The 23,851-nt window shown below is 66.2% G+C and carries 15 protein-coding genes and 1 pseudogene; 11 read left to right on the top strand and 5 right to left on the bottom strand.

Going from position 1 to position 23,851, the window contains the following annotated elements; all coding sequences use genetic code 11:
- Positions 1 to 89: 89 nt before the first annotated feature.
- Both tssC and tssB read right to left on the bottom strand, forming a co-directional pair.
- Positions 90 to 1,649, bottom strand: coding sequence for a type VI secretion system contractile sheath large subunit (gene tssC / locus EHF44_RS15715; protein ID WP_124684513.1), 1,560 nt, complete (start codon positions 1,647 to 1,649; stop codon positions 90 to 92).
- Between the two features lie 24 nt (positions 1,650 to 1,673).
- The gene (gene tssB / locus EHF44_RS15710; protein WP_124684512.1) at positions 1,674 to 2,180 is read right to left on the bottom strand and encodes a type VI secretion system contractile sheath small subunit; all 507 of its coding nucleotides are present in this window, start codon (positions 2,178 to 2,180) and stop codon (positions 1,674 to 1,676) included.
- Positions 2,181 to 2,464: 284 nt separating this feature from the next.
- Between tssB and EHF44_RS15705 the strand changes: the two genes are divergently transcribed.
- The 9 genes and pseudogenes from EHF44_RS15705 to tssJ all read left to right on the top strand — a co-directional run bounded on the left by EHF44_RS15705 (position 2,465) and on the right by tssJ (position 18,018).
- Positions 2,465 to 4,813 (top strand): type VI secretion system Vgr family protein, encoded by a 2,349-nt coding sequence (locus EHF44_RS15705; protein WP_124684511.1) that lies wholly within the window; start codon positions 2,465 to 2,467, stop codon positions 4,811 to 4,813.
- A gap of 6 nt (positions 4,814 to 4,819) precedes the next feature.
- Positions 4,820 to 7,339 (top strand): glycoside hydrolase family 19 protein, encoded by a 2,520-nt coding sequence (locus EHF44_RS15700; protein WP_124684510.1) that lies wholly within the window; start codon positions 4,820 to 4,822, stop codon positions 7,337 to 7,339.
- 68 nt (positions 7,340 to 7,407) lie between these two features.
- Positions 7,408 to 8,166, top strand: a complete 759-nt coding sequence (locus EHF44_RS15695) for a hypothetical protein (protein WP_124684509.1) — start codon at positions 7,408 to 7,410, stop codon at positions 8,164 to 8,166.
- A gap of 327 nt (positions 8,167 to 8,493) precedes the next feature.
- Positions 8,494 to 9,465: a hypothetical protein gene (locus EHF44_RS15690; RefSeq protein ID WP_124684508.1), complete on the top strand. Its 972-nt coding sequence runs from the start codon at positions 8,494 to 8,496 to the stop codon at positions 9,463 to 9,465.
- A complete protein-coding gene (locus EHF44_RS15685) occupies positions 9,462 to 12,971 on the top strand; it encodes an ImcF-related family protein (protein WP_253699882.1) in 3,510 nt (1,169 codons plus the stop codon). Before EHF44_RS15690 ends, EHF44_RS15685 begins: the two co-directional genes overlap by 4 nt.
- Positions 12,972 to 12,976: 5 nt before the next feature.
- Positions 12,977 to 14,546 (top strand): annotated as a pseudogene (gene tssA / locus EHF44_RS15680) (type VI secretion system protein TssA).
- A 21-nt stretch (positions 14,547 to 14,567) separates the two neighbouring features.
- Positions 14,568 to 16,388 carry a type VI secretion system baseplate subunit TssF gene (gene tssF, locus EHF44_RS15675; protein WP_124684506.1) on the top strand — a complete coding sequence of 607 codons (1,821 nt, stop codon included), beginning with the start codon at positions 14,568 to 14,570 and terminating at the stop codon, positions 16,386 to 16,388.
- A 68-nt stretch (positions 16,389 to 16,456) separates the two neighbouring features.
- Entirely contained in the window at positions 16,457 to 17,452 is a 996-nt protein-coding gene (gene tssG, locus EHF44_RS15670) for a type VI secretion system baseplate subunit TssG (RefSeq protein WP_124685133.1), read from the top strand.
- A complete protein-coding gene (gene tssJ / locus EHF44_RS15665; protein ID WP_124684505.1) occupies positions 17,449 to 18,018 on the top strand; it encodes a type VI secretion system lipoprotein TssJ in 570 nt (189 codons plus the stop codon). The genes tssG and tssJ overlap by 4 nt, the downstream gene beginning before the upstream one ends.
- 243 nt (positions 18,019 to 18,261) lie before the next feature.
- Here tssJ and msrA read toward each other — a convergent pair whose 3' ends face one another.
- The 3 genes from msrA to msrB are packed head-to-tail and all read right to left on the bottom strand — an operon-like array spanning position 18,262 to position 21,446.
- Entirely contained in the window at positions 18,262 to 19,014 is a 753-nt protein-coding gene (msrA, locus tag EHF44_RS15660; protein WP_124684504.1) for a peptide-methionine (S)-S-oxide reductase MsrA, read from the bottom strand.
- A 44-nt stretch (positions 19,015 to 19,058) separates the two neighbouring features.
- Complete coding sequence (locus EHF44_RS15655) at positions 19,059 to 20,897, bottom strand: cytochrome c biogenesis protein DipZ (RefSeq protein ID WP_124684503.1); 1,839 nt, start codon at positions 20,895 to 20,897, stop codon at positions 19,059 to 19,061.
- 27 nt (positions 20,898 to 20,924) lie between these two features.
- Positions 20,925 to 21,446 carry a peptide-methionine (R)-S-oxide reductase MsrB gene (msrB, locus tag EHF44_RS15650; protein ID WP_124684502.1) on the bottom strand — a complete coding sequence of 174 codons (522 nt, stop codon included), beginning with the start codon at positions 21,444 to 21,446 and terminating at the stop codon, positions 20,925 to 20,927.
- Positions 21,447 to 21,613: 167 nt separating this feature from the next.
- Here msrB and EHF44_RS15645 point away from each other — a divergent pair, with 167 nt between their 5' ends.
- Together EHF44_RS15645 and EHF44_RS15640 are read left to right on the top strand one after the other, a co-directional pair.
- Positions 21,614 to 22,354, top strand: coding sequence for a response regulator transcription factor (locus tag EHF44_RS15645; protein ID WP_124684501.1), 741 nt, complete (start codon positions 21,614 to 21,616; stop codon positions 22,352 to 22,354).
- The gene (locus tag EHF44_RS15640; RefSeq protein ID WP_124684500.1) at positions 22,351 to 23,838 is read left to right on the top strand and encodes a sensor histidine kinase; all 1,488 of its coding nucleotides are present in this window, start codon (positions 22,351 to 22,353) and stop codon (positions 23,836 to 23,838) included. Before EHF44_RS15645 ends, EHF44_RS15640 begins: the two co-directional genes overlap by 4 nt.
- The last annotated feature ends 13 nt before the right edge of the window (positions 23,839 to 23,851 follow it).

Genomic DNA, 23,851 nt, shown 5'->3' with positions numbered 1-23,851 from the left:
CGCCGAAACGCGCGAAGTCATGGCGAACGCAAGGAGGGGGCACCGCGCGGGGCATTCTCACCCGCGCGGTGCCGATGAACCGGCGCCGCCTAGTTCTTGGCCTTGGGCATCTGGGATACCAGCGACAGGTTGATGTCCATCCCTTCGATCTGGAAGTGCGGCACGATGAAGAGCTTGACGCGGAAGAAGCCCGGGTTGTCGTCGATGTCCTCGACGATCACCTTCGCCTCGCGCAGTGGGTGCGAAGCCTGGAGTTCGTCGCCGGGATCGGTCATCTCGGTCACCAGCGTCTTGATCCAGGTGTTCAGCTCCAGCTCCAGCACGCGGCGGTCCTTCGTCGTACCGATGTTCTCGCGCTGGATCAACTTCAGGTAATGCGCGATGCGCGACAGCAGGAAGATGTACGGCAGACGCGCATTCACGCGGCTGTTGGCCGTGGCTTCGCTGGTGTCGTACAGCGCCGGCTTCTGGGCCGAGTGAGCCGAGAAGAAGCACGCAAAATCGTGATTCTTGTAGTACGACAGCGGGATGAAGCCGAGATTGGCGAACTCGAACTCGCGCGTTTCCGGTATCAGCACCTCGGTCGGAATCTTGGCCTGGTTACCCGTCCCCAGGTCGTAGAGGTGAATCGGCAGGTCCTCGACCAGGCCGCCGGCTTGCGGGCCGCGAATTTGGACGCACCAGCCGTTCTTGATGAAACTACGCACCATGTTCGCGGCAAAGGCGAACGATGCGTTGGCCCACAGATAGCGCGTGTGGTCCGGCCCCTTCACCGCCTCGGTGTAGTTGAACGCTCGCACCGGCACGGTCTCGGGGCCATACGGCAGCCGCGCCAGGAAGCGGGGCAGCGTCAGTCCGATATAGCGGGCATCGTCCGAGTCACGGAAGCTCTTCCACTTCAGGTATTCGGCCCGGTCGAAGTAGTTGCCGATATCCCGGATGCTGGCCACTTCCTCCATCGAATCCTTGCCGAAGAACTTCGGCGATACGGAGCCGACGAACGGCATGTGGGCGGCGGCCGAGACCTTCGAGATATTGCGCAGCAGGGCGATGTCCTGCGGGCTGCGGTCGAACGCGTAGTTCGAGATGATGGAGCCGATCGGCTCCCCGCCGGGGGTGTCGTACTCCTGGATATAGGTGTGGAGGTACAGCCCGCTCTGAATGACCTCGGGCGTGTCGTCGAAGTCCTGGCGCAGGGCTTCCTTCGAAACATCGAGCACCTCGATCTTCACGTTCTTGCGGAAGTCCGTGCGGTCCACCAGGAACTTCAGGCCGCGCCACGCCGACTCGATTTCCTGGAACGTCTCATGGTGCATGATCGCATCGAGCTGGCGGCTGATCTGGTCGTCCAGGTGCGCGATGTGGAAGTCCAGCAGGCTCTTGTCGAGGCGGTCCACCTGTTGCGACGAATCCTGGATCATTTTCAGGAACACGCTCATCGCCTGGGTTACGCGCTCGTCGAGCGACGATTCCGCCAGGGCATCGGCACTCTGGAAGGACTCGACCGGCCGGGTGCTGGTGACCGGCGTCAGGTTGATCTTGGCGCAGAGCGACTCATAGACGCTCTGGGCCGGTGCATCCAGCACCACGGCGTCGGCTTGACCCTGGGCGGCACTCTGGGAGGACGAAGACATTTCGCGATTGGCCATTGCAGTTCACTCTTCCTGGACGAATTACTGGACGGACGGGGCGGATTCGCCAATCTGTTGCAGATCGGCGCGCAGGCGCTCGGACAGCGCCGGATCCTTGAGGATCTTTTCCAGCTCCCGGCGGAACATGGCGTTATCAAGAAGATTCGATTTGAGGTCGCGCAGCAGATTGCGCGCGGCCATCAGCGCGCGGAGTTCTGGCACGCGGCTGGCCACCATTTCGGGCTTGAAGTCGTTCATTGACTTGATGTCGAGGTCGACGGCGAGTTCCGTGCCATCGCCGGCCAGGGTGTTCTCGACGGCGATGCGCGCCTTCGGGTTGTAGTCGGAAAGCACAGCATTGAAGTTGTTCTTGTTCACGGAAACCTTCTCGCGTTCAGCCAGCGCCCGCGTGTCCTGCCCGTTGCTGTAGTCGCCCATGACCAGAAGCTTGAGCGGCAGCTCCACCTTCTTCTGCGCGCCGCCCGTATGCAGATCCAGCTTGATGTTGACGCGCGCCTTGGGCACTTCGTTCTGAAAGCTTTCCGACATATGCCTATTCCCATTTAAATAGTAATTCGACGATATTCACGTCGGATCTTGTCTCTGCAAGACGTCGACGCGGCGAAGCGTTTGGCTATTTATCAGCTTCTGTCGGCGGCCGTACATAGCCCTCGTCAGAATCTTTGCGTTCTTTTGATTTAAGTCGTTTATCCGAAATCTCAAAGTTTCCAGATGGGCGAAATCCGCGTAACGTGCGGCGCGCAGGCAATTGAGCGCAACACGTGCGATGGGTGTCGCGGTGGCTGTGGCCCACTGGAAACGGAGCAAGGACGATGGCTGGTGTGGTCGATGGACTGAAGGCGTTGGGCGAAGGGCTGCGGCGGGCGACTGCCCATCAGTCATACTTTCTTGAAGTGCTCGGCGCACCGAGCGCCGTGGCGCTGTCGGTGGTCTCCTTCGACGCCGTCGAGCGACTGGGCGAGCCCTACACGGTGACCGTCCGCGTCACCCACCCCCTGCCGCTGGACCGCCACGAGTACCTGCGCAAGGACGCCACCTTCTCGATCGATCCCGGCGATGGCTCGCCGCCGCGCCAGTTTTCCGGCTGCATCTTCCGCTTCTCCAGAACCCGCCAGACCCGCGACTTCCACGCCTACGAGCTGGAAGTCCGCCCGAAGGTGGCGCTGCTGACGCTGACCAAGGCGAGCCGCGTCTACCAGCACCAGACCGCGCCGCAAATCATCGAGTCGATCCTGCGCCGGCACGGGCTCGAAGGCAGCCAGTTCGCGTTCCGCACCCGGCGCGCCTATCCGGAGCACAAATTCCGACTCCAGTATCAGATGTCCGACTGGGACTACATCCGGCTGCTGATGGAGCAGGAGGGGCTGTACAGCTACTTCGTGCCCGGCAAGTTCGGATCCCACTTCGGCGACGTGTTCCAGGTCTGCGACGACATCGACCACTACCTCTACCAGCCCGCCCTGCGGGTGCCGTACCGGGAGACGGCCGGCCTTGAGGCCGGGGTCGAGACCGTCTTTGACATCCAGACGCATGTGCGGACCGTACCCGAATCGATCCGGGTGGCCGACTACAACCCGGAAAGCGCCTACGAACGCCTTGCTGCCGAGGCCAATGTCGCCCGCAAGGAGAAGGCCAACTACGGCCAGTCCTACCTCTACGGCACCCACCACCTGGATGCGGCCAGCGCCACCTGGGAGGCGCAGCTTCGGCACGAGGCGGCGCTGGCCGGGCAGATCGTCTACACGGGGCAGAGCAACGTCATCGGACTGTGTCCGGCACGGATCCTGCGGCTGGACACGGCGCTCGACGACGCGCCGAACGGGCAGGTCATCACCGAGGTCGTCCATTCCGGGGCGCGCGACGAGGCCTATCGCAATACCTTCAAGGCGATCCCGTCGGACCGCCGCTTCCGCCTGCCGATCGACGAAGGCCAATGGCCGCGAATCGCCGGCACGCTGAGCGGACGGGTGACGTCGCCCGGCGACTACCAGTACGCCTACCTGACGCAGCAGGGCCTGTACGTGGTGCGCCTGGACCTGGACTTCGACGACTGGCCCAAGGGCAGCGAAAGCGTGCCGCTGCGGCTGGCCAAGCCGTTCGCGGGCGCGCGGCAGACCGGCTTCCACTTCCCGCTGATTGACGGCACCGAGGTCGCGGTGGCGTTCCGGGACGGCGATCCGAACAAGCCCTACATCGCGCACGCCCACCACCACAGCGAGCACGAGGACCTGATCACGAACCAGGACCGCTGGCTGTCGCGCAACGTCATCCGGACGCAAAGCAACAACAAGCTGCGATTCGAGGACTGGGAGGGCGAGGAAGGCGTCAAGCTGTCGACCGATTACGGCGGCAAGAGCCAGTTGAATTTGGGCTATCTGGTCGACGGACAGAGGAAGAAGCGCGGGGAAGGGTTCGAGCTGCGGACGTCGGGGTGGGGGGCGATTCGGGGTGGGAGGGGGGTGTTTATTTCTGCGGAGGACCGGCAGAGTGCGCGCGGCCAGCAGCTCGACATGCAGGAAGCCGAAGACAGCTTCAGGCAGGCGATGGACTTGCTCCGCTCGCTGAACGACTCGGCTGACGCGGCGAAGGCCTGGCTAGCAGAGGTCGACCAGCAACGCACGCTCATCGAACAGCGCTTGTTGGGATTGAAGAAGCCGGTACTGGTCGCCAGCGCACCGGAAGGCATTGGAATCGCCAGCGGAAAGGACGTGCAGATTGCCGCCCGCCAGCAGATCTTTGCGACGGCCGGCGGAGGGCTCGATGTCGGCGTGGCCAAGCGCATCACGGCGGCGGCGGGAGAGGCCATATCACTGTTTGCTGCCAAGCTTGGCATTCGCATCTTCGCTGCAAAGGGCAAGGTACAGGTACAGGCCCAGAGCGATGATCTCGAGCTGATGGCATACAACAACGTCGTGATCAGTTCATCGGCCGGGCAGGTCACGATCACCGCGGCCGATGGCATCACGCTCGGCGATGGGTCGGGCGCCTATCTGAGGATCGCGAAGGGGTCGGTCGAGTTGGCCAGTCCTAACGGGAGGATCCAGGCCAAGGGGCATTTCAATGTAGAAGGCCCGGCTGGTGGAAGTTTCGCCTTTCCGAGCTGGACCAATGTGGCGGTCAAAGAGGGGCGCGGCGCGATGGGTTTCAGCTTCTCCGAATAGCGCATCATGACCCAGACTCCACCGAACCCAGACGCGACCCGCGTCCGGCAACTCGCCTTTGCTTTCCCTTTCTGCCGCAAAGGCGATGGGCAGGCCGCGGGCCGGAACTTCACCAGCGAGCACGACTTCCACACCCTGCTCAAAAAGGAGCCGTCGGGCTGCTTTGCCGTCGGCCCGAAAGGCATGTGGCATGGCGGCATCCACGTGTCCGAGTCGGGTGCAGGGGCGTCACTGGATCTCCTCCACGGGGTGCGCTGCATGGCCGATGGCGAGGTGGTGGCCTTCCGGATCAATCGCGCCTATCTCGTCAGTCAGGTGGCAGCGCAGGACGGCAAGCCCGAGCGCGAGGCGCGCTACAGCACAGGCTTCGTCCTTGTGCGCCATGCCATGGAGTTTCCGAAGGGCAATCGGCTGACGTTCTTCAGCCTGTACATGCATCTGCAGGACCTGGCGGGGTACGACAGCGATCCGAAGCTGCCCAGGCCGGGCTACTGGCGGCCCGACTTCAAGGTCACGCCGTTTGCCAGCGACAGGCCAACCGGCCGGCCGCGGGCCGGCGCTCCGGATCAGGTGGGCCTGCGGGTGCGGGCTACCCAGTTGCGCGGTACGCCCCTGTGCCTGCTGCCGCATGGCGCGCGGATCCGCATCGGCAAGCGGCAAGGCCACTGGGGCCAGATCGAGGATACGCACGGCGCCCAACTGATTCCTGCCTCTGTCGGAGGCCGTATCGCGCCGGCCGGGGCGGTTGGCGGGTGGGTATTCCTGGGCGAAGAGCGCGGTCATCGGGTGATCGAGGAAGTGATGCCCGAGGCGCAGCTTGACCGCGTGGTGACGCCTGCCACGCCGATCCCGATCCGGGCCGGCGAGCTGGTCGGCCACCTGGGGCGCTACGACCCGCTGCGCCAGCCGGCAGAGCACCGCATGGTCCATCTCGAGGTGTTCTGCGATGACAGGGTCCAGTCGTTCCTCGAGAAAAGCCGTGCCTGGGTGGAGAGCCACGGGCACAAGGCCGGGGAATGGAAGAAGCTGGGACTGTCGAGCGAGCCCACGCTGCTGCGGGTGGACCAGAACACCCGGCTATACCGGCAGCCGTTCAGGGCGGGCGCCGAGTCGCCCCGGACAGACGTCATCCAGACCCATTCGTTTGCGGAGCTCGAGCGCATCCCCGACAACAAGCGGATGGAGACCGAGCCGGTCGAAGGCGGCAAGCAGCCGTGGTGGCGGATCCGCAGCGTCGACTTCATGGGCCGCGGCATCGAAGGCTGGGTAAGGCAGCGGGACTTCGCCGGTGGGCGTGTCACGCCGGAATTCGCCCAGACCTGGCCGGATTTCGATGCCACGCTGAAAGCGCCGCATGACGCGGCGCACACGATATTCGCAAGCGCGACGGCCTACGTCGACTACGCCATGGGCGCTGACGTCGTGTCCCCTGGGGCGGTGGACAAGCTCAGTCCGCTGATGGTGAAAGTGCACCGCGCCATCTACCCCAAAGGCGACGGCAGCCGGGCGGCGGACGAACTATGCGCAACCATGGACGACCCGTCGCGGGCGTTCCGGTCGTCCCGGCTGATCATCCGGCATGAAAGCGAATGGGCCAATCCCGGCAAATGGCAGGCGCTGCTGAAAGCGATCGAGCAGCGCACCGGTCCGCAACCGGAACACGACGAGGAACAGCGGCGGATCGGGAAACTGGCATGGTGGGATGAGGTAAAGGCTGGCGTGAGCGACCTGCCCGGGCCAAACGTGTTCCATATCCATCCGATTGGGTTGGTGGGGAATTTTCACAAGACGCTGATCTGTAAGGCCTGCGGTGCCGATATCGCGCTAACGAATGAGTTTCTCAGCAAGATCGCGCCAGGTGCCCACGATGGTGTCATACAAGAGTTGATCATCGCTTCGCGGGGTATTTTTGCGAACTATGGGTTGAATAGTTGTCGACAGGTGACGCATTTTCTTGGGCAGGCAAAACATGAAACCCAAGGATTTAGACTCTTTAGAGAGTCACTGCTTTATCGGAATCGCACAGCTGAAGCTTTGTATCAACTGGCGCGCAGCGCGATTGAGGCAGGGTTCAAAAGAAAAGGACTTAGCTTCTCAAGTCAAGAGGAAAAGATATCTTGGGTGCAAGAAAATCTCGTTGCTAACGAGGAAGGCTACGCCGATCACTGTTTCGGATCGGATGAGCAACCTGGAAAAGATTTCAGAGGGCGTGGCCTCTTGCATTTGACGCACTACGAGAATTACAAGCGCTGCGGTCGGGATATTGGCTATCCGATAGATGAGAGCCCAGAGTTGGTCGAGAAAGATGGCGCGGTAATCGTGGAGTCAGGCTTGTGGTTCTGGAAATATCGGCGAATTGGGCGAGTTGCGGATAATCCGATGATTTCGGGTGACGTGGCCGTAAAGGACGTAACTCGGAGAATCAATCCGGGGTATGCTGGATTGGCGGAGCGTCAGCGCTTCAAGCGGGAAATCTCGTTGGTTTTTCGTGAGCAGTATTCCTCCTCGAGGTGTGAGGATGACTAATCTACCCCTAAGGTTCACCCTTGCCCTGCCTTTGAAATTCGGATCTTTGCGAGATAGGAGTGAAGTTTATGTTGCGGCAGATGCTTGCAGTTCTTATCGGAATGTTAGTGGCGTATGGCGCCAGCGCTCAGGGCGTCTGCGAGGCTTTGCCGGGAAAGCAAGTTTATCCGCTGCTAAAAATGCAGGGCGGGACTGTTTGTTTTGTTGTCGAATCGGTCGAATTGGGAGAGCTCGAGCACATCACCTTATATTTTCGGGCTAGCGGCAGGAAAGATTTCATGAAGGGGCCGGGACTGATGCACGACTCGACACCTGGGAAGATAGAGAGCGCATTTGCGGCGAGGCTTGGCGGTCGAGAGAGTTTATTCGTCGTCTACTCCTTGGAGGTACGGGCTTCGCTGGTCGAGCCGAACTCTTCTGGTCATTTTTATATGGTAGATGTTTTCAGTCATTCAGAAGGTGATTTGTCTCGTGATAATCGCGCTTCGCACTGGTTTGGATCGGGATACTCGTTTATCGACGATGGGGGGAAGCATGCGTATAGGTTTCCATATGTCACTAAGGCGCGCGTGCTCGCAGCTTTGAGGTCGCCTTTCGCCCGGCTGATGCTTGAGCCGGCCAGGATTTCAGTGGCAGTGAAGAGAAAGAATTATCTATTCGATAGTCCGTATATCAACAGCAGGACTGATGGCTATCTCAATAAAGGCGATCGGGCGGAAGTTGTCGATGTAACGGGTGGCTGGTGCAAGATCCAGTACGCCGGGCAAGCGGTGGGCACTGAAAGGTGGCTGCCTTGCAAGGAATTGCTCTCATTAGAGAAGAAGTGATTTATTAGGTCTTACTTGGCCTAGTTGAACGATTTGGTCATTTTTAGCTTCTTCTCCCATTGCACACGTTAGATGCCTGTCAACTTTGAACGCATTCCTCCGCGAGTCGCGGTGCCGCCCCCGCCACGAGCTTCCGTTGCGCTCTGGGCGGGGTTGTTCTTCATCATCACGTGCTCGGGCGCCGGGCTAGCAACGGTGCTGTGGGCAGATAGCGGGCGGGATAGCACGCTTTGGTTTTGGTACTGCGCTGTAATTTTCCCCATGTTGGTTTGGGGCCTTGTGCTTTGCATATACCGCGGTCTCATCCATGCAAGACGCGCGGAAGCCATGGCAATCAATCGTGTTAGCGAAAAGCTTGAGCAGGCCCAACACCAGCAAGCCAGTTTGCCGTTACACGTGATGGGGTATGCCTGGTGCCTTCCTTTAGCAGGCGACGTTAGCGCCGAGCGTGTGCTCAGTGGCAACATCAAGATGTCTGCGCGAACCAGCGCTGCATATCCCGACATTGAAGTCAGGGCGCACTGGTTCGATGTTCCGGGGCGCCGCTTTTACTCGGGCAATGTACTGCTGGAGCACGAGCGTCATCAGGCCCTATGCAGATGGCTGGTTCCCCAACTAGTGGGTCGAGTACGCAGCGGTCTCGCCGAGTTGCCCGCACGCACGACTTTGAACGTGGATGTCTACGTGCATCCGTTGGTGGATCCGACCGAGGTTGCGGCACAGGTTGAAGATTTGATCCTGGCTGAGGCGCCGCACCTTCAGGTCGGCGTACGCACAAGCGCCCAAAACGCGTCGCTGTTTCTGGTGGATGCGTGGCATGACCAGTCCAAGCCGCAACATGCACGCTTGCTCGTATCCCTTCAGATGCAGAGGGCGATCAGCCATGTCTTACCGGATGGCGCCGTAGAGGCCGCTGTCGCAATACTGGTTGCTCATCCCGACAATTTAACCAAGCGCGCCGCGCCATTGCACCTCCACCGCCCCAGCAAAGGCGGTGTCGATCATCATCAGGAAGTGCTCGATCTAGCCTTGCGATGGAGCGGCGTCACGGCCGCGCAGGTGCAAACAATCTGGGGTGACAACGTGCCGACCGAAATTATCCGCCCGATTCCACCCGTGGCTGAGGCGACGCCGCGCACGGATTGGGTAGACGTAAAGACAACCGTGGGCGACTGCGGTATGGCCGGGTCCTGGCTCGCAGTGGCACTGGCGCTGGATCATGCGCGCCAGAGTGGCAATCCGCAGCTCGTCGTTTCTCGGTCGGCCACTGAACTCATTGCTATTGGATGCGGAGTATGAAGGAAATGCAGACCAAAACCCCGGTCGCGTTCTGGTTCGGTGCTGCGATCGTTATCATCTTTGCGGGCTTGATCGGTGCCGCGGTCTTGAAGGGGCCGCAGATTGGCTGGACCGGCGACAAGCTACTGGCCATAGCGCTCGGCCTGCTGGCTCTCGGGTTGTTACTGTTGATATTTGTCCGGTTCTTCGAAGCAATTCTGCTCAAGATTGCCGCGATGAGAGCCGTGCAATGGGTGTTCAATTACGACAGGCGTCATGCGACGGTTGGGGTTGCAGGTTCATCCAGCGAATCGGCGCCGCAAGCGGACGAGCGAGCCCGGGCGCTTCGCGATGCACTATTGCAATCCGGTGGCATTGGTGGAAAGGACCGACCATGGTTGCTTCTGACTGGCGATAACGACCTCATCCGCCGCCTTGAGCCGGAGGCCGTGGAAGCAGGGTGGAGCATTACCGCGGATACCGTCCTGCTTTATAGCAACGCAGCAAACCTTCACTTCAACAAAGATTGGCTTCGGAGAATCTACAGGCTGCGACGCGGCCGCCCGGTTGACGCGGTCGTTCTGGTGATGGATTCGGCTGCGGACCTGAGGGAGCGGCATCGTTCTGAGAATCACGGGGTTCAGCTCTCGCATATTTGCGATTCCCTGCGATGGGCGGCCCCCGTCTATGTGCTAGACGTCGCGCGCGGGATGCAACAGGACGCTGGCAATACGCCTGTCATCGCGTGCGAGCTGCAGCCGAGAGCGGATGCGGAATCTATCCGGATGCAGCTCTTGAAGTTGCGGGATGAAGCCGCGATTCGGAGTGTTTCCTGCTTGCCGCAGGACGTCTTTGCGCAGTACCTCGGACGACTCTCAAAGCAACTGGATGTTCGCAGCCAGCCGCTCACAGACTGGCTGGGGCGAACCCTTGCTGTGCCACGCCGCTCGGTGGAGGCGGTGCTGTTTGCTCCCGCCGGGGCGGCAGACGCGAGCACGGGCGCTGACCGGCCGATCTGGCGGTATGTGGGCGAAAGTGCGAAACGCGCGCGCGGAGTCCTCACTCTGCGGCATCCCTATGTGGTGCTCGGCATTGTCATTTCGACGTGCGCCACCGTCTGGACCACCGCCATGCTCCTCGCCGCCGTCCAGAACCACCACGACCTCCGCACCGCCCGCCAGGCGGTGCAAGCCCTCCACACCGCGAAAGCCAACCCCGAAACCCGCCTCCAGGCCCTCGACACTCTCCAGCAACACATCCAGCGCTACGAACACCGCCTGCAGCACTCGGCCCCTCTGTTCACCCGTTTCGGCATGAACCGCGACGCCGAGGCGCTGACCGCGCTCTGGAAACCCTACGCGGCCGCCAGCCATGCCGTGCTGGTCACGCCCGTGGTGCAGGACATGGAGGCGACGCTGGTCGATCTGTCGCAGTTGCAGGTCCGGGGCCTGACCGATGAAACCAGCCGCTGGGCGCTCGATGGCCGGGATACCCTGAAGGCCTACCTGATGCTGGCCCATCCCGAGCGGGTCGAGCCCGACTTCCTCGCCCAGCAGCTTGCCCGGCACTGGTCCACCGAAGCCCGGATCACGCCGGGCCGGAAGCAGGATCTGGCCGAGCGCTTGGCCCGGTTCTATGCCGATCATCTGCGGGCCCATCCCGACTGGCGGGTCACGCCGCGCGCGGAACTGGTGGCCGGGGCGCGCCAAACGTTGCTGGCGGTAATCGGTGAGCGCAACGCGGTGGATACGATCTATCAGACGATTCTCGAAGGCGCCGGGCGCAAGTATCCCAACCTGACCCTGGCCGCGCTCGCCGCGGGCACCGATACCCGGGGCCTCGTGCGCGCCACCGGCGCCGTGCCGGGTGTGTTCACGCGGCAGGGCTACGAGGGCTACGTCGAGGCGGCGATCGAGAAAGCCACCCGCAGCCAGGACGTCGCCCATGACTGGGTGCTGACCGACGGTCAGGCGGAGGCCGCGCCATCGTCGACGCAACCGGCCCGATCTGACACTTCGGCCGATGCCTTGCGCGACGCCCTCGCGCAGCGCTACTTCGCCGACTATGCCGAGCATTGGCAGCAGTTCATGAACGGGTTGCAGTGGGAGCCGGCCACCACGCTGCCGGGCGTGGTCGACCAGCTCAAGCTGCTGGCCGACGCGCGCCAGTCGCCGGTGATCGCGCTGATGAAGTCGCTCGCGTACCAGGGCGGCGCCGGGGCGCGCAAGGATTCGCTATCGGACACGCTGGTCGCCAAGGCCCAGGGCATCCTGGGCCGCAAGGACGAGGCGCCGGAAGCCGTCCGCCCTGACCCCGCCGGCCCGCTCGGCGCGGCCTTCGGGCCGGTGCTGCGGCTGGCCGGGCAGCCGTCTACCGGCAACACCGGCGGCAGCGAACTGAGCCTGCAGCGCTATCTGGATCGCGTCACGGCCGTGCGACTGCGCCTGCAGCAGATGACCCAGAGCGCCGACGCCAACGCCTTGGCGCGCCAGATGGCGCAGTCGCTGTTCCAGGGCAAGGGGTCCGATCTGGCCGACACGCAGGCGTACGCGCGGCTCATGGCGGCCAGTCTCGGCGCTGAATGGGCCGGCATGGGTGAGGCGCTGTTCGTGCGCCCGGTCGTGCAGGCCGAGCAGTCAGTGCTGCAGCCCGCGCAGGCCAGCCTGAACGAGGCGTGGCGCCGATCGATCGCGCTGCCGTGGCAACGCGCGTTTGCCGGCCGCTATCCGTTCGCGGCGACCGCCAACGACGCCTCGCTGCCCGAGCTGGCCCGCTACATCCGGCCGCAAAGTGGCCTGATCAACACGTTCCTGCTGGCCGAACTGGCCGGCGTGCTGGCGTTGCAGGGTGACCAGTGGGTGCCGGTGGGCAGCGGCACGGGGCTGACGTTCGACCCGGCGTTCCTGAAGTCGATCAATACGCTGCAGCGCATCGGCGCCCATCTGCTGGTACAGGGCGAACCGAGGTACCAGTTCGAACTGCGCCCGATCCCGACGCCGGGCCTGACCGACACCCGGCTGACCCTGGATCGCCAGACGCTGCATTACTACAACCAGCGCGAGACGTGGCAGGCGATGTCGTGGCCGGTGGCCAACCTGCAGGAGCCGCGCACGCTGCTGCAATGGCAGACCGAGCGTGCTGGCACGAACAAGACGCTGGAGATCGAGGGCGTCTGGGCGTGGGTGCGGATGCTGGAACACGCACGGGTGACGCCGATCGACAGCGCCACGGTGCAGCTGACCTTCCATGCGCGACCCGACACCGGCGACTCCAGCCCGGGCATGGCAAAGCCCAAGCCCGAAACCGCGGAGCCCCCCGACAGCGCCGCCAGCCTGCTCCCGCGCGCCGAGCGCGTCGCCGCACCGGCCACGCTTGTCCATCCGATCCACTACCAGATGCGCACGGCCGTCGGCCGGGGCCCGCTGGAAGCGCTGGAACTGCGCGATTTGCGTCTGCCGGAGCGGATCTTTGTGGATCGGGCGGCGCCGACCAGCCCGGCCCGGGCCTTCTATCCCATCTCGATGTAGCCGCCATGTTCAAACATCTTCTGGACGCCCTGTTCGGCACCCGCGCGCCGTCCGACCTCGCCCGTGCCACGCAGGCGAGCCTGGAACCCTGGCTGCAGCCGATCCGGCCCGATTGCCCGGTGGGCGACGACCCCGGGTACGACGACGACTTCCTCGCCATCAAGGAGGAAGTGGCCAAGCTGTCCGATATCGATGACAACCTCATCGTCGAACTGGCCGAGCGGCTGCTCAAGTCGGCGGCCAAGGACGTGCGACTGGCGGTGTACTACGCATATGGCCGGATGCGTCGCGATGGGGCCGAAGGCGTGGCCGCGGCGTTCGAGCTGCTGTCGGCGCTGATCGATCGCTTTGGCGACCAGTTGCTGCCCGCGCGCGCCGAGAGCCGGCGGGCGGCGCTGGAATGGCTGGCCGGGACGACGTTCACCGACCGGCTCGACCGCGTGCCGGGCCTGGTCGATGCCCGCCTGGAGCGCACGCTGTCGGCGCTGGCACTGATTCAGGAACACACCGCGCAATGGCCCGAGGCCGGCCGCCCCGCGCTGGAGCCGCTGTTCCGGCGCTTCGAGGGCAGGGTGGAATCGCCGGCCGCGAGCGATGCCGACCGGCCGAGCGAACCAGCACGCACCACCGCCGTGGCGCCGCCGCTGGCGGCGGGCGACGTGGCGTCCACGCGCGACCTGCTCGACCGCGCGCGCCAGATGGCCGGCTTTCTGCGCGAGCAGCCCGACGGCTACCTCGCCGCCTGTCGGCTGATGCGCTGCGTTCGATGGGACACGCTGACCGAGCCGCCGCCGCACGAGGCGGGCGGCAAGACCCGCCTGATCGGACCGCGCGCCGAGCTGCGCGCGCACATGAAGCGCCTGGTCCTGCAGAAGCAATGGCCGGAACTGCTCGACCGCGTGGAGCAGGCGTTCGCGGAGGGCGCCAACCATTTCTGGCTCGACCTCCAGTACTACGCCTTCACCGCGCAGGATGCGTCGGCCGGCGCCAGCGCCCGCAGCCGCGACCTGCTGGCCACCGACTGCGCGCTGATGCTGGCGCGCCTGCCGGGCGTCGAACAGTTGCTGTTTGCCGATGGCACGCCGTTCGCCGACGACACCACGCTCGAATGGATCGCCCGCCATGCCACGGTGCGCGACATCGAGCGGGGCGATCCGGTGGCGCCGGTCGCGCTCGATTCGGCCAGCATGGACTGGGCCGAAACCGAGGCGCAGGCGGCGGACCTGGCCGCCCAGCAGAGCCTCGATGCCGCACTGGCGTGGTTGCAGGACCTGCCCGCCCGCGATGGCGAGCGTGACCGCTTCATGCGGCAACTCGTGATGGCCCGCGTGGCCGAGCGCGCCGAACGGGCCGATACCGCGCTGCACCTGCTGACCGCGCTGGACCAGCGCGGCGGCCAGTTCCGGCTGGCTGCGTGGGAGCCGGCGCTGGCCTTCGAAGTCAAGCAGCAACTGCTTCGCCTGCTGAAGTCCCGCATGACCCGCAAGGACGCCGACAAGCCCGCGCTGGCGCAGCGGATCGACACGCGGGGAACTGACCGCGATCGACCCGGCCCGCGCCGTGGCGCTCGCCTGACCGCCGCACCGCCCATCTGCCATGAGCCAATTCACCCAAGACAACGACATCCTTCGCTACTACGAAGCCGAAATGCGCTACCTGCGCGAGGCGGGCAAGGAGTTTGCCCAGGCCTTCCCGGACCGCGCGCGCATGCTCAACATCGACCGGATCGGCGAGCGCGATCCCCACGTGGAGCGATTGTTCGAGGGCTTCGCGTTCCTGATGGGCCGGCTGCGGCACAAGCTGGACGACGAACTGCCGGAGCTGACCGAGGGGCTGGTCAGCATGCTGTGGCCGCACTACCTGCGCATGATCCCGTCGCTGTCGATCCTGGAGATGATCCCGGCGGCCGGCACGCTGCAGCGGCACGAGACGCTGCCGGCCGGGCTGGAAGTCGTGTCCGATCCCGTGCCGCTGGACGCCCACGGCGGCCCGGCCGACACCGTGTCGTGCACGTACCGCACGACCCAGCCCGTCGATCTCTACCCGCTGCGCATGGCCGAGGCCGGCACCTATGCGCGCGAGGATGGCCGCTCGGTGATCCGCCTGCGGCTGGCCCTGCAGGTCCAGTCGCGGCGGGAGCAGCGCGACGTGCCGCGCCTGCGGATGTACCTGCATGCCGACCGGCCCGTGGCGCTGGCGCTTCATGCCGCGCTGACCGCGCCGCCGCTGGCCGTGCAGGTGCGCATGCCGGGGCATCCGTCCGACCGGCCGGGCGCGCCCCAGCCGATGCCGGGGCTGCGGCTGGAGCCGGTGGGCTTTGGCCCCGCCGAGCGGCTCTGGCCCAAGGCCGACAACGCGTTCGGCGGCTACCAGTTGCTGCTCGAATACTTCACGTTCCCCGAGAAGTTCATGTTCATCGACCTCGTCGGCCTCGACCTGGACGCCGTGCCCGACGACAGCGCCTTCGTCGACATCGAGATCGTGCTGGCGAAGCCGTTTCCGGACGACATGCGGTTCACGGCCGACAATATCCGGCTCTACTGCACGCCGATCATCAACCTGTTCGACCTGGAAGCCGACCCGATCACGGTCAACCAGTTCGACACCGAGTACCGCGTGCGGGCCATGGAGCACCACGGCAAGCACGTGGAGCCGTACTCGGTGGATACCGTGCGCGGCTTCGAGGCCGAGACAGGCGCGCGCTTCGAGTACGCGCCGTTCGCGGCGTTCCGGCACCGGGGCGGCATGCTGCGCCACGAGATGCCCGAGCGCTACTTCCACACGCGGATGCGGCGCGGGCCGTCGGGCCGCTTCGACACGTGGCTGGTGCTGGGCGGCCATGCCTGGGAGCACAAGGACGCGCTGCCCCGCGAGACGCTGTCGCTGTCGGTGACCGGCACCAACGGCATGCTGCCGCGCAAGGGGCTGCGCGAGGCCGGCATCACGCGGATGCGCGGCGGCTTTACCCATATCGCGGCGGTGCGCAACCTGACCGCGCCCACGCTGCCCGTCTACCCGCCGACGCGGGACCGCTTCCATTGGCGCGTGCTGTCGCATCTGGCGCCCAACTACCTGTCGCTGCTCGACGCCGAGGTGCTGCGCGGCAGCCTGGCGCTCTACGACTGGACCGACGGCGAGCTGAACCGTCGCCGGATCGACGGCATCCGGCACGTGCGCCACCGGCCGTTGCAGAAGCTGGTGCGCGGCGGCCTGCTGCGTGGCGTGGAGATCGAGGTGACGCTGGACAGCACGCGGTTTGCGGGAGAGGGCGACATCGGCCTGTTCGGCGAACTGCTGAACCGCTTCCTGTCGCTGTATGCCACCGTGAACCTGTACACGCGGCTGGTCATCGTGTCGCAGCCCAGCGGCAAGCGGCAGCAATGGCCCGACAGCAAGGGCGAGGGGGCACCGTTTTGAGCGAAGCCGATCTGCGCACAGACGACGCCGCGCCGTTGCTGGGCGCGCTGCTGGCCCACGCGCCCCGCATGCATTTCTTCCGGCTGTGCGAACTGCTGGAACTGGCCGACCCGGCGCGCGCCCCGCTGGGCACCACCGATTCGCCGGCCCACGAGCCGGTGCGGTTCCGCGCGAGCGGGCGGCTCGGGTTCCCGGGGCGCGAGATCGACACGGTGGAGATCGACGCCGACGCGCCCGCCCGGCCGCCGACGGTCCGCACCACGTTCCTGGGCCTGCATGGCGTGGACGCGCGCATGCCATCGTATTTCGTCGACGAGGTCGCGCAGCGCCGCGATGGCGCCGAGCCGCTGGCGGCGTTCCTGGACCTGTTCCACCACCGCATCGTCACGCAGTTCTATCGCGCGGGGCGCAAGTATCGCTATCCGGTGGGCTTTCGCAAGGACGGCGGCGACGAGGTGTCGCGCTACCTGCTCAGTTTCCTGGGCCTGGGCCTGGCGCCCCGGCCGGGCGGGCGCGACGTGCCCACGCAGACGCTGCTGTCGATGCTCGGGCTGGCCAGCCAGCGCACGCGCACGGCGGAGGGGCTGGCCGGCGTGCTGCAGCACGCGGTGCCGGACGCGGCGATCCGGGTGGAGGAATTCCATCCGGTCTGGATCCGCATCGACACGCCGGAGCCGATGCCGCTGGGCGAGAACTGTGTGCTGGGGCGCGGCTTCCGCGACCGGGCCAATACCGTGCGGGTGGTGATCACGCCGTCGGCGCGCGAGACGGTGCTGGACCTCGTGCCCGGCCGGCCGATGCACCGCGCGGTCATGGCGCTGCTGCGCTTCTACCTGGGCCACGAAGCCGATGCCCAGCTCGAAATGCACGTGCGCCGGCCGCTGATGCCGGCGCCGAAGCTCAACGCGCCGGACGTCCGCCTTGGCTACACGTCGCAACTGCCGGCACCGACGCCTGATGCCGACGGCCCGCCCGGGCGACTGACCCGCGTAAGGCTGGGCACATGGCGGGGCAGCATGCCGCCGGCCAGCCATCCGCATGAACCGATAGGAACCACAAGATGACGATGACAATCAGGTACGTGGCCGCCGCCGTGGGCGCGGCCCTGCTGGCCGGCTGCGGGGTAGGGCAGGCCGTCAAGGACAGCACGGTCGATGCCGCCAAATGGGCGTTCACGACGCAGGTCAAGGCCATGAATGTCGACCTGGTCAGCCGGTCTGCGCTGAACACGGACGGGCAGGGCAAGTCGCTGTCGACCGTGGTGCGGCTGTACCAGTTGAAGTCGCCGCAGGCGTTCGAGCAGATGGACTATGCCGATTTCCAGAACGACGATCTCGACCGCCTGCAGGCCGACCTGCTGGCGACGAAGGATGTCGTGCTGCGGCCGGACACGGCGGCAAGCATCAGCGAGCCGATGGACGAGGATGCCGACTACGTGGGCGTCGTCGCCTTCTTCCGGCGCGCGGACGCCCCGGCCGTCTGGAAGGTCGTGCTGCCCCGCAAGCAGTGGAAGGACACCGACCCGGTGAAGATCGTGGTGAGCGACAACGTGCTGGAGGTGATCGGCACCAAGCCTGCGCGTGTCACGTCGCCGGCACCACAACGGGGCGGCCCGCCGGCGGCCGGTTGAAGCCCGCGCACGGCAACCTTTCCTTACATCTCCGACATTGTTCTGCGTCATAGATCGTCTAGCCTTGACCCCATTGCTTCCAACAGAAAAGCCGCACGACGGTGTTGCATCGTGCGGCTGCATTTTTTACCGATGACCTGGCGAGACGTACTGCTGATCGGATTTGGCTGGATTGGGGCCTGCGTGGCCGCGGGATGGGTAGTGACGGCGGCCGTCCGGCTGCTGGAGTGAACGGCCCGCGCCTCACCTGGCCGTCTTGGCGCCCGATACCAGCACCGGATCGTTCCGATAGACGTCCGGGAACATCTTCTTCAGGTTGCCGATCTTCGGCAGGTCGTTGAAGACGATGTACATGTCGTTGGGGTTCCGCGTCAGATAGTCCTGGTGATAGCTTTCGGCCGCATAGAACGGCTTGCCGGGCTCCACGCGCGTGACGATTGGCGACGTATACGCCTTGGCCGCGCCAAGCTGGGCGATGTAGGCGTCGGCGATGCGCTTCTGCTCGGCCGTCAGCGGAAAGATTGCCGAACGATACTGCGTGCCGTGGTCCGGGCCCTGGTAGTTGAGCTGGGTCGGATTGTGCGCCACCGAGAAGAAAATCTGCAGCAGCTTGCCGTAGCTGATCTGCGTGGGGTCATAGCGCACCTCGACGGACTCCGCGTGCCCCGTGCGGCCCGTGCCCACCTTTTCGTACTGCGCGGTATTGGCCGCGCCGCCGGCGTAACCGGATGTGACGAGTGTTACGCCGCGTACATGCTGGAACACCCCCTGCACCCCCCAGAAACAGCCGCCGGCAAAGATGGCCGTGGCGCTATGGCTCGCGTCGGCCTTCTCGTCGACGGTTGGCGCGGGAATGCGCACGGCGTCCTCAGCGGACAGGGCGGGCACGCGCCAGGTGGTGGCCACGGCCGCCAGCATGGCCAGGCCCATCATCTTGAGCGTGGTGGGGCGGGTCCAGCGTTGCAGCAGGGTCAAGGTGTTCGGGGTCGCTTTCATGGTTGTTTTCCTAATGTAGTCGGCGTCAAGGTGGGGCGCGGGCCTCAGCCGAACGTAAAGGCGTAGGCCTGCACGCCGGGGTCGAGGAATTCGATTGCGAAGGTGCGGTCGCGGATGTCGCCACCCTGGCGCACCAACTGGTAAAGGCGCTGGTCCGTGACGGTGCCGGTTCCGTCGGCGGCCACGTCGGTGCCGTGCGCGTCGCCCGGGGCCTGGCCGTCGATCGTCACGCGGAAGCGCACCGGCTTGCCGTCGCTGCCCGGGCCCAGCACCAGGTGCAGGTCGCGGGCGTGGAAGCGATAGACGATGCGGCCGTCCGGCTGCACCAGCGTCGCGTTCTCCTCGCCCACCTTCCACTGGCCCGCCAGGCCCCACTGGTTCAGCGCGGGCTGCGCCGGCGCCGTATAGGCGCGGCTGGCGTCCTGCCGCAGCCCGCCCGGCGAGGCAAAGTTCTCGGCCCGGCCGTAGCCGACGTAGGTCTCCGGGGACCGCACCGCGCCCGCATCGGCCGCCATCTCCACGCCCTGCATGGCGCCGGGTGCGGCCATGGCGGTCTTTTCCATCGCCGCGCCGTGGCCGGCCTCGGCCAGCAGCGCGCGGATGACGGCCTCGGACTTGTCGTACTCGCCCTCGCCGAAATGGTGGAAGCGCACGCGCCCCTGCGCATCGATGAAGTAGTGCGCCGGCCAGTAGTTGTTGCGGAACGCGCGCCAGATCGCAAAGTTGTTGTCGACTGCCACCGGATAGGTGACGCCCAGGTCCTTCGTCGCCTTGCGCACGTTGTCGAGGTTGCGCTCGAACGCGAACTCGGGCGCGTGCACGCCGATTACCACAAGGCCCTGGTCGCGGTACTTGTCGGCCCACGCCTTGACGTAGGGCAACGACCGCAGGCAGTTGATACACGAGTACGTCCAGAAATCGACCAGCACGACCTTGCCGCGCAGGCCCTCGGCGGTCAGCGGCGGCGAGTTGAGCCACGCCACGGCGCCATCGAGGCCCGGGAACGTGCCCTCGACCGGCAGCGTCGACGCCCCGGCGTTGCCGGCCGCGCGCATCATCATCGACCCGCCTGCCTCGGGCTTGGGCGCCATCGCATTGGTGGCGGCGGCCTGCATCATCATCGCGCTGCCGGGGTTGCCGGGGCCCGCGTCAGGCTTGCGTGCCGCGAACGTGTCGACCAGTCGCTGTTCCAGGCCGCCCGTGGCCACTGTCGAGATCCGCGTCAGGATGCCGGTGTCGAGCCCCAGCGCAATGGCGCCGACGCCCACCAGCATGGCCGCGCCGATGCCGCGCCGGATCCATTCCCCGGCACCGAGCGACCGCTTCATCGCCGCGAACACGCGCCCGCCGATCAGCAGCGCCACCGCCAGCGACGTGGCCGCGCCGGCCGCATAGGCCAGCAGCAACAGCGTGGTGCCGATGCTGGCGCCCTGCAGCGCCGCGCCGGTCAGCACCAGCCCCAGGATCGGCCCGGCGCATGGCGCCCAGAGCAGGCCCGTGGCGATGCCCAGCAGGAACGACGACGCCGGGCCGGCCGGGCGGCCGTCGGCCTGCGCGGCGTTGGTCAGGCGGCTGCCCGCACGGACCAGCGGCTGGGTCAGCCGCTCGGCCAGGCTGGGCAGCAGCAGCGTCAGGCCAAACACCGCCAGCAGCGCGATGGCCAGCCAGCGTCCGAACTCGTTGGCCTGCGCCACCCAGCCGCCGCCCACGGCGGCCAGCGTCGCCACGCCGGCGAACGTGACGCCCATGCCCGCCAGCAGCGGCAGGCCGCTGCGCACGAAAGGCTGGTCGGCCCGCGCGAAGACGAAGGGCAGCACGGGCAGGATGCAGGGACTCAGGATCGTCAGGACCCCGCCCAGGTAGGCAAGTATCAGCAGCAACATGGCGATGGACTCCGTGGCAGCGGGGGATCAGGCCGGCACGGGCCGGAAGGTCATGGCGACGCCGTTCATGCAGTAGCGCTGCCCGGTGGGCTTGGGGCCGTCGTCGAACACGTGGCCCAGGTGGCCGCCGCAGCGGCTGCAATGCACGGCCGTGCGGATCATGCCGAACGACACGTCCTGCGTGGTGCCCACCGCGCCGGCCAGCGGCGCCCAGAAGCTGGGCCAGCCGGTGCCGCTGTCGAACTTGGTGTTCGACGAGAACAGGTCGCGCTGGCAGCCCGCGCAGGCAAAGACGCCCTTGCGGTGCTCGTCGTTGAGCGGGCTGCTGTACGGCCGTTCGGTGCCTTCCTGGCGCAGCACGTTGTACTGGGCCGGCGTCAGCTTGCGCCGCCATTCGGCGTCGCTCAGCGTGACGTCGAACCGGGCGGGGGCCTGCCCGGGGGTGGCCGCCACGGCGGCGGGGCCGGCCAGCAGGCGCCAGCCGCCCACGGTGGCCACGGCCGCGGCCAGCGTGCCGCCGGACAGCAGGAAGCGTCGGGTGATGCGCATGATGGACTCCGTGATCGAGAAGGATTGAGGGATTGATCGGATGGTAGGCAACGGGGCGTCTCGGAGTCCTCGCCAAACCTTAAACAATTCGTGATAACTGGCCGGCCGGAATTCTGCACAATAGCGACACCTATCCCATTCCCGAGACCCCTGCCACGGGGTGCAACATGGAACAACCGAAACGGATCCTGCTGGTCGAGGACGATGCCGGCATTGCCAACGTGCTGGCCATGCACCTGCGCGACGAGCGCTACGAGGTGGTGCACAGCGCCGACGGCGCCGAGGGCCTGCGGCTGCTGGAGCAGGGCGGCTGGGATGCGCTGGTGCTGGACCTGATGCTGCCCGGCGTCGACGGCCTGGAGATCTGCCGCCGCGCCCGCGCCATGACGCGCTATACGCCGATCATCATCACCAGCGCGCGCTCCAGCGAGGTCCACCGCATCCTGGGCCTGGAACTGGGCGCCGACGACTACCTGGCCAAGCCGTTCTCGGTGCTGGAGCTGGTGGCGCGCGTCAAGGCGCTGCTGCGCCGCGTGGAGGCGATGGCGCGCGACGTGCGCGCCGACGCGGGCAGCCTGGACCTGGCCGGGCTGGCGATCGACCCGCTGGCGCGCCAGGCATCGGTCGATGGCCGGCGCCTGGACCTGACGCCGCGCGAGTTCGACCTGCTGTACTACTTCGCGCGGCACCCGGACCAAGTGTTCTCGCGCATGGACCTGCTCAACGCGGTCTGGGGCTACCAGCACGAGGGCTACGAGCACACGGTCAACACCCATATCAACCGGCTGCGCACCAAGATCGAGGCAGACCCGGCCCAGCCCCGGCGCATCCTGACGGTCTGGCGGCGTGGCTACCGCTTCGTGGCGGACCCGGCGGCCGGGCCGGAAGGCGGGGAGGGCGGATCGTGAACCTGTCCCTGACCCAGCGCCTGTCGGCCGTCTTCGCCGCGCTGCTGCTGGCGTGCTGCGGGGCGTCGGCCTGGCTGCAGGTGCGCGCCAACACGATGCACGAGAAGGAAGTCGTGCAGAGCCTGTCGCGCGGGCTGGCCGCCTACATCGCCCGCAATGCGCTGCTGGAGGACCAGAGCGCCATCGCGCCGCAGGCCCTGCGGCAACTGTTCGGCCAGCTGATGGTCGTCAATCCGAGCGTCGAGGTGTACCTGCTCGACGACACGGGCCGCATCCGCGGCCACGACGCGCCAAGCGGCCACCTGCTGCGCGACCACGTCGACCTGGCCCCGGTCAGGAAGCTGATCGACGGCGGGGCGCTGCCGATCCTGGGCGACGACCCGCGCAGCGCGTCCGGCCGCAAGGTGTTCAGCGCCGCGCCGCTGCGGCAGGGCGGCTACATCTACGTCGTGCTGATGGGCGAGGCGCACGACAAGCTGGCCGCCCGCGCGTCGCAGGACGCGGTCATGCGCACCACGTTGTGGTCGATGGCGCTGGTGGCCGGGCTGGGCCTGATCGCCGGCCTGGTCGCCTTTGCGCTGATCACGCGCCCGCTGCGGCGGCTGACCCACGAGATCCGGCAGTTCGAGTCGGCCGGTGGCGCGGGCAGCGCCGACGCCCCGCCGGCCGTGCCGCCGCCGACGCCCCGGGACGATGCCCACGACGGGACACGCGACGGGACACGCGATGAAATGGCCGCGCTGGAATCGGCGTTTCGCCAGATGTCGGCGCGCATCGACAGCCAGTGGCGGGCCCTGAAGCAGCAGGATCAGGAGCGCCGCGAGATGGTGGCCAATATCTCGCACGACCTGCGCACGCCGCTGACATCCCTGCACGGCTATCTGGAAACGCTCTCGGTCAAGGCCGACAGCCTCAGCGCCGACGAACGCCAGCGGTATCTGGCGATTGCGCTGGCGCAGAGCGCCAAGGTCGGCGGGCTGGCCCAGTCGCTGTTCGAGCTGGCGCGGTTGGAGCACGGCATGGTCCAGGCGGTGCCGGAGACCTTCTCGATGGTCGACCTCACGCAGGACGTGCTCGAAAAATTCGCGCTGCCGGCCGAGGCCAAGCACCTGCAACTGCGCGCGGGCGTGCCGCCGGCGCTGCCAGCCGTCTCGGCCGACCTCGGCATGATCGAGCGGGTGCTGACCAATCTGCTCGACAACGCCATCCGCCACACGCCGGCCGGCGGCACGGTCGAGATCGACCTCGCGGCCCAGGACGGCAACGTCGCCGTCACGGTCAGCGACACGGGGCCGGGCATCCCGCCCGCGCTGCGCGAGTCGATCTTCCAGCGGCCGTTCCCGTCGGGCGGCGCGCATCGCGGCGGCGGCCTGGGCCTGCTGATCGTCCAGCGCATGTTGCAGCTCAACGGCAGCCAGGTACGGCTCGTGGACCGGCCCGCCGGCACCACGCTGACGTTCGCGCTGCGCGCGGCCGGGCGCTAGGGTTTCCACTCCC

The sequence above is a fragment of the Cupriavidus pauculus genome (assembly GCF_003854935.1).
GTDB lineage: Bacteria > Pseudomonadota > Gammaproteobacteria > Burkholderiales > Burkholderiaceae > Cupriavidus > Cupriavidus pauculus_C.
This window is presented reverse-complemented; position numbering and strand designations above follow the sequence as displayed.